This is a genomic window from Flavobacterium sp. 1, from assembly GCF_002797935.1.
GTDB lineage: Bacteria > Bacteroidota > Bacteroidia > Flavobacteriales > Flavobacteriaceae > Flavobacterium.
Window position 1 is genome coordinate 2,593,130 of record NZ_PGER01000001.1, and the last position, 12,450, is coordinate 2,605,579.

Here is a 12,450-nt window from a genome sequence, read left to right on the forward strand (position 1 = left end):
CAAAGTTTATTATGAAAACAACAGCCCTAGCCCTGATGGAAATGGAAAGCCTCGATGGAATAAACCTATTTTTTCCTGAGCTGGCAGAGCGACCTCCTCAGCCCCCGCCCCTCTCCAAAAGAAAGGGTAGCCAAATACCCCTTGCCAGAACAATGGAAAAAAAGGTTTATGACGGAGAGCTTGTAATGGACTGCAGGAAATAACTCCCGCATCTGACATCTCTAAAAATGACTTCATTAGTAATGATGGTTGCTTAGATTTGGAAAAATAAATTTACTTTCAAGATGCTAATACATTATAAATAATTATTTTTGCAACTTCTTAAAATTAATAGCAGTAGATATTATATATTATGGTAAAAGATTTATTCGAAAGAATTCAAAACAATAAAGGACCATTAGGAAAATGGGCTTCACAAGCAGAAGGTTATTTTGTATTTCCAAAATTAGAAGGAGACTTAGGGCCGAGAATGAAATTTCAAGGAAAAGAGGTTTTGAACTGGAGTTTGAATGACTATTTGGGTCTTGCAAACCACCCGGAAGTTCGTAAAGCCGATGCGGATGCAGCGTTAGAATTTGGTGCTGCTGCCCCAATGGGTGCGCGTATGATGAGCGGTCACACTAAATATCACGAACAGTTAGAGAATGAATTGGCTGCTTTTGTAATGAAAGAATCAGCTTATTTATTGAATTTTGGTTACCAAGGAATGGTATCTACCATTGATGCTTTGGTTACCAGAAATGACGTAATTGTATACGATGTGGATGCCCATGCTTGTATTATTGACGGTGTTCGCCTGCATAGCGGAAAACGTTTTACGTACAAGCACAACGACATCGAAAGCATGGAGAAAAACCTTGCTCGTGCTACAAAATTGGCAAAAACAACTGGCGGCGGTATCTTGTTTATTACTGAAGGTGTTTTTGGAATGCGCGGACAGCAAGGAAAACTGAAAGAGATTGTAGCGATGAAAGAAAAATACAATTTCCGTTTGCTTGTAGATGATGCGCACGGTTTTGGAACACTTGGAAAAACAGGTGCCGGAGCTGGTGAAGAGCAAAACTGTCAAGACGGAATTGATGTTTATTTCTCTACGTTTGCCAAATCAATGGCTAATATTGGAGCTTTTATAGCAGCAGATAAAGACATTATCGATTACTTAAAATACAACTTGCGTTCTCAAATGTTTGCCAAAGCATTACCGATGATCCAAACTATCGGTTCTTTGAAACGTTTACAATTGTTACGTGATAACCCAGGATTGAAAGGCAAATTATGGGAAAATGTAAATACTTTGCAAAACGGTTTGAGAAGCAAAGGATTTAATATTGGCGACACCAATACTTGTGTTACGCCGGTTTATCTTGAAGGAAGCGTGCCGGAAGCGATGGTGATGGTGAATGACTTAAGAGAAAATTACGGTATTTTCCTTTCGATAGTAATTTATCCGGTTATACCAAAAGGAATGATTTTATTGCGCGTTATACCTACTGCTTCACATACATTGGAAGATATTGCTCTAACACTTACTGCTTTCGAAGCGATTCGTGAAAAATTAGTAAACGGTACTTACAAAGAAATTGCCAGCAGAACTAAAGTAGATTTGGATGCATAATTTTTAGCAATCCTTTTAAATATAGAAAATCCATCAGCCTTTCGACCGATGGATTTTTTTTTGGAGCAAAACTATGCTGCATTTCATCAAGTTCAGTCCCGCTGTCCATTATATCTTTTTATAAAGTAAAGAAAAATTACTTTATAAAAAGGATGCCATTTCCATCGGGGCTATGCTACAACTTTAATTTTCATGAGAACCATTACTAAAAACGTATAAAAAATTCTGTATTTTTATACCATCAAAATAACGTAGAAATGACCCCGCACTTATTAATTATACCAGGACTTGGAGATTCCGGCGAAAAACACTGGCAAAACTTTTGGTTGCAAAAATTCACCAATTCTACCAAAGTCATACAAGACAATTGGGATGCACCACAGCTTCATGAATGGCTTACCCGACTTGATGAAAACATCCAGCAAATTAATGAACCAACAATTTTAGTCGCTCATAGCCTTGCCGTTTCGCTGGTCATGCATTGGGTTTCCAAAAATAATAATCCAAATATCATCGGTGCCTTGCTGGTTGCCCCTGCTGATGTAAATTCGCCAGAACACACTCCTGATTTTTTAAGACATTTTTCACCAATTCCAACACAGCCTGTCCCGTTTCCAACAATTGTAGTAGGAACAGAAAACGACACTTACATTTCGCTGGAAAGAGCCAAAGAATTGGCCAACTCTTGGGGAAGTGATTTTGTAAATATTGGTCAACAAGGACACATCAACTCCGATTCAAATTTGGGGTATTGGGAAGAAGGGCAGACATTTTTACAACAATTAATTACAAAAATAAACCGCTAAAAATGGCAAATCCTATAGTTTCCGCAGCTTGGTTACAAGAACATTTAAATGATTCAAATCTAATTATCCTCGAAGCGCGATTAGAACAAAATCAATCTAATTTAGAAAATCAAAATCCCAATTTGCAAATAAAAGGCGCTCGTATATTTGACATCAAAAATAATTTTAGCGACACCAGCAATCCATTGCCAAACACTTTTCCTTCTGCAGCACAATTTACTGCCGAAAGCCAAAAATTAGGAATCAGTAAAAACAGTACAATTGTAGTTTATGATACTTTGGGAATCTATTCCAGTCCGAGAGCTTGGTGGATGTTCAAAGCGATGGGACATTCTAATGTTTTCGTGTTGGATGGTGGACTTCCGGAATGGATTAAAGAAGGATTTTCAACGGAAAAACAGCAACCTGCAACTTTTCTAAAAGGAGATTTTGAGGCCAAATATCAGCCCGAATTAATAAAAAACAAAGAACAGATTTTAGAAAACATTTCAACCAAAGAAGCAGTTCTTATGGATGCCAGATCCGCTGACCGATTTTACGCAGCTAACGAAGAACCTAGAGCAGGATTGAGAAGCGGACATATTCCCGGTTCTATTAATGTTCCTTACACCGAACTGCAGCAAGACGGCAAATTCAAACCGGCAGAAGAATTAAAAGAAATCCTTAAACTGAACGACCAGCCTTTATTGTTTACCTGCGGCTCCGGAATTACCGCCTGCATTGTTTTATTGGCCAGTGAATTAATTTCGGACAATCCAAAAGCCGTTTATGACGGTTCTTGGACAGAATGGGGTTCGAGTGATTTACCGATTGAGAAGTAAAATAACTAAACTATGTTGCGCGATAAAAGGGTAGTCCTATTTTATATACAGCTACCCAATCCGTAGCCCATTTACAATTTTGAAATCGGGAGCTAATAGAATCACATCACCTTCATCCCCTACTGCTCCAAGCACTAAGCATTCACTCATGAACTTTCCAATTTGCTTTTTTGGAAAATTAACAACAGCGACGATTTGTCTTCCTGTCAAAACCTCTTTGGTATATCTTTTAGTGATTTGTGCCGATGTTTTTCGGATTCCGATAGCAGTTCCAAAATCAATTGTGAGCTGAAAAGCAGGTTTTCTAGCTTCGGGAAAATCATTGACTTCGAGTATTGTTCCTACCCGCATTTCTACCCTTTCAAATTCTGACCAAGTTAAATCCATTTATTTTTTAAGTTACTAAGGTTCTAAATGTCTAAGATACTAAGTTAAAAACAAAAAAAATCCCAAAACGTTTTACCGTTTTGGGATTTCCTAATTTATTTCAATAATCACTGATCACTGTTTACTATTTAACGTCCATCAATTCAACGTCGAAAATCAAGATAGCATTTGGAGGAATAACTCCGCCTGCGCCTGCTGGTCCGTATCCTAAATCAGATGGGATTACAAAACGAGCTTTATCTCCAACTTGAAGTAAAGCAATACCTTCGTCCCAGCCTTCAATTACCTGACCTTGACCTAATCTAAATTCAATTGGTTTTTTTCTTGGGTAAGAAGAATCAAAAACTTTACCGCTCTCTAATGAACCTTCATAATGAACAGCAACAGTTTTTCCGCTTTCCGCTTTTTTACCAGAACCTCTTTGGATGAATTGGTAACGCAAACCGCTTTCTGTTTTTTCAAAACCAGCAGCTAATGTTTCCATTTTTGCTTCAGATTCTGCTTTCAAAGCTGCTTCTTTTTTCAAACGAGCTCCTTTTAAACCAATGAAAGCTTCAATAGCATTCCATTTTTGAGCTTCTTCTCCTACTCTGATAATTTCTAATGTATCTAATGAATCCCCTTGAGCAACAGCATCAACCACATCTTGCCCTTCGATTACGTGACCAAAAACAGTGTGTTTGTTATCCAGCCAGCTTGTTGGAACGTGTGTAATGTAAAATTGAGAACCATTAGAACCTGGTCCTGAATTAGCCATAGCCAAAACTCCCGGTTTGTCGTGTTTCAAAGATGGATGAAACTCATCATCAAATTTATAACCTGGATCTCCTGTACCAGTTCCTTTTGGACAGCCTCCTTGAATCATAAAATCAGGAATTACTCTGTGAAAATTCAAACCATCATAGAATTTTTGTCCTTGAGGTTTTATTTTGTTTTCCATATTTCCTTCTGCAAGGGCTACAAAGTTACCTACAGTTCCTGGAGTTAAATCGTGTGTTAATTTTACTAAAATCGATCCTTTTGCGGTATTGAATTTAGCGTATATTCCGTTTTCCATGTTGTTTATTTTTTATTGAGGTGCAAATTTACAAAAATAATTAGAGCTGACGATTTGCAGCTGCTGCCATTTTCAGAATTCTCTGTTAATATGCCTTTTTCTGCATAAAATCTTCCCGGATAGGGCTAAAAACATCAACCAGCAAACCATCTTCGAGACAAAGCACGCCGTGAATCACATGAGGTGGAATGTAAAAACAATCACCTGCTGCCATCACTTTTGTTACATTATTGATTGTAACTTCAAATACACCTTTGGCAACATTAGTAACCTGCGAATGGTAATGTTCATGCAATGTTCCAACAGCTCCTTTTTCAAAAAGAACATTCACCATCATAATGGTATCATCATACCCCATTATTTTGCGTTTTATGCCTTCGCCAACCACTTCCCACTCGAATTCATCGTCTTTTATAAATTCTTTGCTTGCTCCAAAACTCTGCATCGTATTTTTATTTTTTCGTTTAAAATATATTTTAATAACCCTGCCTGTTACTATGCTTTCTATGCAAAAATAACTCATAGGCTGCAATTAAATGATTTTAATATTGTTTAGAATTGCAGTCTATGAGTTATTCTGTAAAAATTAAAACTGTTAAGCCAAAACCGTAATCCTTTAAAACTACAGACTTAACTGCTCATCAATCAGATGCATTAAATCTTGCTCTGAAGACCCAAATGCGATTACACTACCCTTTTTGTCAATTACAATTTTAGTTGGAATTCCCTCAATTTTATATTTTGAAGTAATTGCATCATCATAATCAAAAACCACATTAAAACTGTATTTCTTATCAGTGATAAACTTGGAAACTTTTTCTGTAGTCTCATTTTCTTTGCCTCTTTCCCACGTGTTAACAAATAGAAATTCTACATTCTTATCTTTGTATTTAGTCACTAATTCCTGCATGGCCGGAAATGAGGCTTTACAAGGACCACACCAAGTAGCCCAAAAATCAAGAACCACTACTTTACCTTTTAAGTCTGATAGATTAACTACCTTTCCTTCTAAGTTTTTTAAACTAAAATTAATAGCATCAGTGCTTCCGTATTTCTTCACTATATCAGCTTTTGCGTTTGCATTAGCCGCTTCAATAGATTTTGCTTTAATAGCTTTAAAGGAATCCAAAGGCAAATTCAGTTTTCCATAGATTGCCTCTAATTGAGTAAGCAATACTCTGGAATCTGTTCCTTTTGAGAGCTCTTCTTCAATAAACTTTTTGGCAGGTTCTAACCCTTTTACTTTTTCTGTGTAAGCAGCATAACGCTCTTTTCCACCGGTATCTAAACCTCCCTGCTGATAAACCCTGTACTGATATTTAAAAGCCTCTTCAAATCGATTCAGCTTGTAAAGTATCAACGCATAAGTATCTCCATACATGTTGTAATATCCATTAAAATCATCTGGAAAAGCAGCTTGTTTTTGCAAATCAGCTAATATATCCAATGACCTTTTTGAAATTTTTTCGATAAAATCAATATCCTTTGCAGGCGTAACTAAGTCTTGCCCAGATAAATTCCAAGCATAATCATTATAAAAAGAAGCTGCATTGTTTCTGTTGGATAATAATTTTTCATATTTATCCAATTTTTGAAAATCTTTATTATCTGCATATATTTTCAATAAACTAGTATAGAAATAATCTTTAAACGATACAGGGATATTACTGAATGTAGCTGTATAAAGATTTAAGCGTTCCAAAATATAGGCTTCTGTTTTATCGGGGTGGTTTGCAAAATCAAAAAAGAAATTACTTGATTCAAAATTTCCTGTTGGATATTTTACTTTTATTTGGTCTTCCAGCTGCTTCTTTTCATCAGTCATTTTAAGACGACCGTAAAGTCTAGCTGCAATTATCTGGTAGTCTTCTGAATTCTTTTTTTCGCATTTTTTGGCAAAAGCCAGCATTTCTGTTTTCGCTAATTCTTTATTAGAAGATTCCTTTAAATATAAATAATTTTCATAGCTTTTATCCTCTTTCATTTTGGGATATTTTGTGAACATTTTATTGTACTCTGATAATATGCCAGCTGGACTGGAATCTAGTTTTAAATTCAGTTTTGAAGACAACGAATTGTTTGCATAGTTTAAAAGTTCAATTCTCCCTGCCAAGCATTTCCCCATATCGGCTGGTTTTGAATTGTTTAAAAATACATCATATCCTGTATTCTTATTGTTATCAATTACTTTATTTCCATCTACGATAGCTGCAATAAAATATTTAATCGAATCAGGAACTTGAAGAGCAAACTCATAACTATTTGTTTTTTTTATCAATAAAGCACCACCGCCGCTAAAATCAAAATTATTATTATACACAACTCTAACTTTGGCATCTTTTGGAATTTCAACACCTTTTGGCGGTTCATAAACATAAGTATTTTCTTTTCCGATTATAATTTTTGAACCTTTCAAATACAGTTTCCCGATTTGCGAAAAAGCGACATTACAACATACCAAAAAAAGCAACATTACTGATTTTTTCATCTTATAAATTTTTAATATTATTGTCAATCGACCGAAATTGCTAACTGACTGATTACTTTAAAACTCGAAAGTAAATATAACTGATTTTTACTACAGGAAAAACGTGTGTTGTAAAAATAACTTTAATTTATGATTTTAAAAAACAGCCTCGTTCAAATGGGATAATTGTAAACTTCAGAGGGATTTTTCAAGACTTCGTACTAATCCCACAATGATTGGATTTATTCAAAAAGAGACTTGACTTTTGGAGATTCTTCTCCTTTTTCTGTTAAATATAAAGCAGCACCGTCAGCGTTTAAAAAGTTTAAAATTACTGTCAAAACTGTTCCGTCTTTTTTATCATACATAATTGTAAAAAGACCCATCTCTGATTTGTCAACTGAATTCTGAGCATTCTTTTTAAAATCAGTTTTATATTCTACAAAATAAAAATTGTTGTTTTCATCATAGAATTCTTTTTTAAACTCTATGTAATATTTGTTTTCTACATTATCCTCATTGTTTTTTTTATTCAGAGTACCTTTTTCTAAATCAAAAACAAAGTCATTTTTTTCTAATGAAAACTCTTGGGGCGGAATACTTTTATACAATGTCTGTACAGAAATTTTCTGTGAATACAATTGATTAAAAAGCAGTAATGTAAGTATGTAGAATAGGTGTTTCATGGTTTTTTATTGGAATTTAGCAATGTATTTAGGGATTTAAAAGCCTTACAACTTGGCTATATGCAGATTAAGGAAGCTTAATTTTTCGACAAATTACTACTATTTCAAATACAAAACCAACTTTCCATTAAGCCAATTGTCCAAATCCGTTGCAGTACCTGTTAGCTGAAGTGCATTTATAGATTGTACGCAAATTTAATTATCTTCATAGCTTCTCTTTTTGTGGCGCTATCATTTTTAAATTCTCTTTCGTAAAAATAAAAGAAACCTTTATTATAAGTTGGAACTTCTAAATAAATAAATTCACCGGAAGTGTGAAAATAGTGAAACGTTTTAATTTTTGTTTTACCAACGATTAAACATTTATGTTTTTGACTTTTATCCTTTACAGATATTCTCTTTAATGAAGATCTGGCTTTTGAAGTTACCTTTCTTATTGAAGCGTTGCGCATAAAGGCTATCGATATATCTGCCAAAGCAGCTAAATACCCAGCTTTTTTGTGTGCTTTAAATTTTGTAGAAATATCCCAAACTTGAAATTTAAAATCTATTATTTCAAGCCAGCGTATTATGAGTTCCCATTCTTCTGGACTATAGTAGCGTCTCTTTAAATCGACTTCTCTTAGTATTTTTTGGACTTCTCTTTCTACGGAATTAAATAAATCCGAATTGCATTTTCCGCATAAAGGAATTGTAGCTTTAATATATGGTTGATCAAGTTCATTGACATCTGATTTAAACGAATGTTTTGAATTACTTTCGAATACCCATTTTGGTAAAATATGCTCTTTTGTAATATTAGATTCTGCTCCGCAAAATGTACAGGATAGAATAACTTTTTTTGAGATTGGTCCAGCCAGATAATCATCAAAAAGTTTATTCATAACATATTTACCGTGTTTTCGGGAAATGCGTCGCAATTCTAAAAGTTTTTTATCAATCATGATTTTTGACGATATTTTGCCTGCATTTCAGCTAACTAATCGCTTTGCGCTATTATTCCAAAATTCCTAGTTTGTAAATATATTAAAATTCACCTTACAGCTCTTTTAAAAACTAAAATCGTATTTAGAATCCATAATTCCACTAATGCCTAGCCCTGATAGTAGTGTAAATCCTTTTTTGAGGCTTTTTTTGCCGAAAAAAAGATTGCAACGGATAGCAGGAAACAGCTCCAAAAAAAATGACATCCTTTCGAATGCCATTTTATATGTTTAATTTTATTAATTACTCTGCTGATAGTCCCGCATTTTTTAAATATGGTTCGGTTTTCATATCATGACCGATAAAATCTTTGAACGCCTTATTTAAATCCACACTGTTACCGACAGATAAAATGTATTTTTTGAAACGCTCACAGTTGGCTCTTGTCATACCGCCATTGGCCTGCATCCAGTCAAATGCATTATAGTCTAAAGTTTTAGACCAAGTGTACGCATAATAACCCGCAGAATAACCGCCTCCCCAAATGTGCGCAAAATAAGGGCTATGATAGCGTGTAGGCACTTCGTTTACCAATAAACCATATTTCTCTAAAGCTTCTTTCTCGAAAACCAACGTTGGTTTAAAATCAGATTCTTTTTCGACGCTGTGCCAAGCCATGTCAAGGGTTGATGCTGCCAAAATTTCGGTCACATCATAGCCTTTATTGAAGGTTTCAGCTTTCTTAATTTTATCGATTAACTCTTGTGGAATAGGCTGTTTGGTTTGGTAATGAATAGCATAGTTTTTTAGAACTGCTGGATCTAACGCTGCATGCTCATTAATTTGAGATGGAAACTCTACATAATCTCTCGGCACCGAAGTTCCGGACAACGATACATATTCTTGGTCAGCAAACAATCCGTGCAATGTATGCCCAAATTCATGGAACATAGTAGTTACATCATCAAAACTAATTAAAGAGGGGTTACCGCCAACTGGTTTTGAAAAATTGTAAACGTTTACAATTACAGGTTTTTGCTTTAAATAATGTGACTGGCTCACTAAATTACTCATCCAGGCCCCTCCATTTTTATTGTCACGGGTATAAAAATCTAAATAATAAATAGCGATTGATGTTCCTTTATCATCAAAAACTTCATACACTTTTACATCAGTATTGTACACAGGCAAATCTTTTCGTTCCTTGAAACTGATGCCATACATTTGTTTTGCGGCATAAAACACTCCATTTTCCAGTACACTGGTCAATTCAAAATAAGGTTTAATCTGACTTTCATCCAAATCATATTTAGCTTTACGAACTTGCTCTGCATAGAAGTTCCAGTCCCAAGCTTCCAATTTGAAACCGCCATTTTGAGCATCTATTAAATCCTGTATTTCTTTAGCTTCCACTTTGGCTTTGGCAACTGCTGGAGCTGCAATTTTAGCTAACAATTCCATCGCTGGTGCCGGTGTTTGTGCCATTTGATCTTGTAGTTTCCATTCTGCAAAACTTTTCTTGCCCATCAAATTGGCTTTTTGCAAACGCAGTCTAGCGGTTTTCTCCAGTACCTCACGCGTATCGCCTTCATCATTTTTTTCAGCACGATACCAAGATGCTTTGTATATTTTTTCTCTTGCAGCCCGGTTTTTTAAACTAACCAGCAAAGGCTGTTGGGTAGTATTCAATAATCCGATCAAATATTTATCATCATGTCCTGCTTCTTTAGCTTTTTGCTTGGCTGCTTCAATTTCGGCCACACTCAATCCGTCTAAATCGGTAACATTGTCAAATAAAACGGCTCCATTTTTTCGAGCCAGCAATAATTTATTTCCATAAAGAGTACTCAAACTCGCTAACTCTTCATTGATTTTTTTCAATTTTTCTTTATTTACGTCAGATAAATTAGCTCCATTCAATTCAAATTGCTGCAAATAGTATTGTGTCAATTTTTTGTCCTCCCCTTTCAATTTATTCAAATCGATTGCTTTGAAACGATTGTACAATTTACTGTTCAAATAAATTTTGTCTGTGTGACCTGAAAAAACTGGAGCATATTCTGCCTCAATAGCTTGTAATGTTGGATTAGTATTAGAACCTGTCAGATTATAAAAAATACCAATTGCTCTGTTCAAAACTTCTCCACTTATTTCTAATGCCAAAACGGTATTTTGAAAAGTTGGTTTTGCAGGATTGTTGGCAATAGCTTCAATCTCTTGGACATTAATTTTCAAACCGTAATCAAAAGCAGGTTTAAAATCTTCGTCTTTAATAGCACTAAAATCAGGTGCTTGATACTGTAAAACACTTTTTTGCAATAGTGGGTTTTTCATTTTTATATCATTATTTTGAGCCTGCAGTGAAAAAACAAAACACAACGAACTGATAAAGAGTAATCTAGCTGAAATCTGCATAGTTAATATTTTTTTAACATTAAATTGTAAATATAACAAAAAAACTGTTCTCTGTTTTATTATCACAAATAGTACTAAAAATTTTAAATATTTAATACTATTCATACAAAAAAAATATATATTTGTCCTAATTAGTTTAAACTTAAAACATGAGTTCTATATTCGACAAAATTGACAATCAATCTATTATAGATAGAATCAGTATTCTTGAACCAGATAGTAAGCCATTGTGGGGAAAGATGTCAGTGGATCAAATGCTTAAACACGCCAATGAAACTATTATTGTTGCATTTGGCGAAAAGGATATAAAAGTAAATTTTATTTCTAGACTTTTGGGCAAAATGTCAAAAAAGAATATCTTTAATTTTGGATTTAAAAAAAACAGTCCAACTGCCAAAGAGTTTATTTTTACAGCAAAGTATGATTTTGATCAAGTAAAAACCGAATTGATAAAAAACTTTGGTCGTTTTACTGAAAAACCTGTACCCATTACAGTAATGGATCATCCTTTTTGGGGAAGAATGACCTATAAAGATTGGAACAAATTGATGTGGAAACACATTGATCATCACTTGAAACAATTTGGCGTTTAATCCCCAACCCCATAAAAGAACACTCATTTATGAGTATCATCAGGCATAAGCATTTCTTTCTATCCTATTCTGAAGAACACGAACAAGCTGAATGGACGGCTTATTATTTAACAGCGCAATCCCGGTATCAGCATCATTACGAGCACCCTTATTTTAAACAAGACCCACTTGTAGATACCGAATTGGCTCATTGGAAAACTACAAAGACACAGGGTACGACAAAGGACACCTCTTTCCAGTAGCAGATATGAAATTTTCGGAAGAAGCTTATTCAGAAACCTTTTATACTTAGAATGTTGCACCTCAAAACAGAGCTTTTAATGCTGGAATATGGAATCGGCTGGAACAAAAAGTCAGATATTGGACCGATAAATACACGGCTCTCTTTATAGTGACCGGAAGTATTTTGCATGACAAATTATTGAAGATTGGCGATGAGGAAGTTTCGGTACCTCATTATTTTTTCAAAATCGTGGTTCGGGTTGAAAATGACGGTTTGAATATGATTTCGTTTTTGGTTCCTAATGAAAAATCAGATTTGCCGCTCTATACATTTGCCACGACTATTGATGAGATTGAACAAATTACAGGAATTGATTTCAACCAGAAATTATCTGAAAAAATAGAAGAAAAAATAGAAAAAGAGTTAAGCTATAAGGAATGGAGTTTTAGTTGAAAA

The 12,450-nt window shown here is 34.6% G+C and carries 13 protein-coding genes and 1 pseudogene; 7 read left to right on the forward strand and 7 right to left on the reverse strand.

Going from position 1 to position 12,450, the window contains the following annotated elements; genetic code table 11:
- Positions 1-11 precede the first annotated feature (11 nt).
- The 4 genes from CLU83_RS10385 to CLU83_RS10400 all read left to right on the forward strand — a co-directional run bounded on the left by CLU83_RS10385 (position 12) and on the right by CLU83_RS10400 (position 3,242).
- Positions 12-203: a hypothetical protein gene (locus CLU83_RS10385; protein WP_157802065.1), complete on the forward strand. Its 192-nt coding sequence runs from the start codon at positions 12-14 to the stop codon at positions 201-203.
- Positions 204-352: 149 nt separating this feature from the next.
- Complete coding sequence (locus tag CLU83_RS10390) at positions 353-1,615, forward strand: aminotransferase class I/II-fold pyridoxal phosphate-dependent enzyme (RefSeq protein WP_100431548.1); 1,263 nt, start codon at positions 353-355, stop codon at positions 1,613-1,615.
- A 257-nt stretch (positions 1,616-1,872) separates the two neighbouring features.
- Entirely contained in the window at positions 1,873-2,421 is a 549-nt protein-coding gene (locus CLU83_RS10395; protein ID WP_100431549.1) for an alpha/beta hydrolase, read from the forward strand.
- A gap of 2 nt (positions 2,422-2,423) precedes the next feature.
- Positions 2,424-3,242, forward strand: coding sequence for a sulfurtransferase (locus tag CLU83_RS10400; protein WP_100431550.1), 819 nt, complete (start codon positions 2,424-2,426; stop codon positions 3,240-3,242).
- 51 nt (positions 3,243-3,293) lie between these two features.
- Here the strand turns inward: CLU83_RS10400 and CLU83_RS10405 are convergent, their stop codons facing one another.
- The 7 genes from CLU83_RS10405 to CLU83_RS10435 all read right to left on the reverse strand — a co-directional run bounded on the left by CLU83_RS10405 (position 3,294) and on the right by CLU83_RS10435 (position 11,097).
- The gene (locus CLU83_RS10405; protein ID WP_100431551.1) at positions 3,294-3,629 is read right to left on the reverse strand and encodes a tRNA-binding protein; all 336 of its coding nucleotides are present in this window, start codon (positions 3,627-3,629) and stop codon (positions 3,294-3,296) included.
- Positions 3,630-3,753: 124 nt separating this feature from the next.
- Positions 3,754-4,686 (reverse strand): peptidylprolyl isomerase, encoded by a 933-nt coding sequence (locus tag CLU83_RS10410; RefSeq protein WP_100431552.1) that lies wholly within the window; start codon positions 4,684-4,686, stop codon positions 3,754-3,756.
- 85 nt (positions 4,687-4,771) lie between these two features.
- The gene (locus tag CLU83_RS10415; protein ID WP_100433696.1) at positions 4,772-5,131 is read right to left on the reverse strand and encodes a cupin domain-containing protein; all 360 of its coding nucleotides are present in this window, start codon (positions 5,129-5,131) and stop codon (positions 4,772-4,774) included.
- Between the two features lie 177 nt (positions 5,132-5,308).
- A complete protein-coding gene (locus CLU83_RS10420) occupies positions 5,309-7,174 on the reverse strand; it encodes a TlpA disulfide reductase family protein (RefSeq protein WP_100431553.1) in 1,866 nt (621 codons plus the stop codon).
- Between the two features lie 221 nt (positions 7,175-7,395).
- On the reverse strand, positions 7,396-7,839 hold the full coding sequence (locus CLU83_RS10425; protein ID WP_157802067.1) for a hypothetical protein: 444 nt from the start codon (positions 7,837-7,839) through the stop codon (positions 7,396-7,398).
- A gap of 176 nt (positions 7,840-8,015) precedes the next feature.
- Complete coding sequence (locus CLU83_RS10430) at positions 8,016-8,783, reverse strand: hypothetical protein (RefSeq protein ID WP_100431555.1); 768 nt, start codon at positions 8,781-8,783, stop codon at positions 8,016-8,018.
- Between the two features lie 283 nt (positions 8,784-9,066).
- Complete coding sequence (locus tag CLU83_RS10435; RefSeq protein WP_369828804.1) at positions 9,067-11,097, reverse strand: M3 family metallopeptidase; 2,031 nt, start codon at positions 11,095-11,097, stop codon at positions 9,067-9,069.
- 230 nt (positions 11,098-11,327) lie between these two features.
- On the opposite strand from CLU83_RS10435, the gene CLU83_RS10440 reads away from it, so the two are divergent.
- The 3 genes and pseudogenes from CLU83_RS10440 to CLU83_RS10445 all read left to right on the forward strand — a co-directional run bounded on the left by CLU83_RS10440 (position 11,328) and on the right by CLU83_RS10445 (position 12,447).
- The gene (locus tag CLU83_RS10440; protein WP_100431556.1) at positions 11,328-11,771 is read left to right on the forward strand and encodes a DUF1569 domain-containing protein; all 444 of its coding nucleotides are present in this window, start codon (positions 11,328-11,330) and stop codon (positions 11,769-11,771) included.
- A 29-nt stretch (positions 11,772-11,800) separates the two neighbouring features.
- Complete coding sequence (locus CLU83_RS22465) at positions 11,801-12,013, forward strand: hypothetical protein (RefSeq protein ID WP_232727052.1); 213 nt, start codon at positions 11,801-11,803, stop codon at positions 12,011-12,013.
- A gap of 5 nt (positions 12,014-12,018) precedes the next feature.
- Positions 12,019-12,447: pseudogene (locus tag CLU83_RS10445) on the forward strand (DNA/RNA non-specific endonuclease).
- The last annotated feature ends 3 nt before the right edge of the window (positions 12,448-12,450 follow it).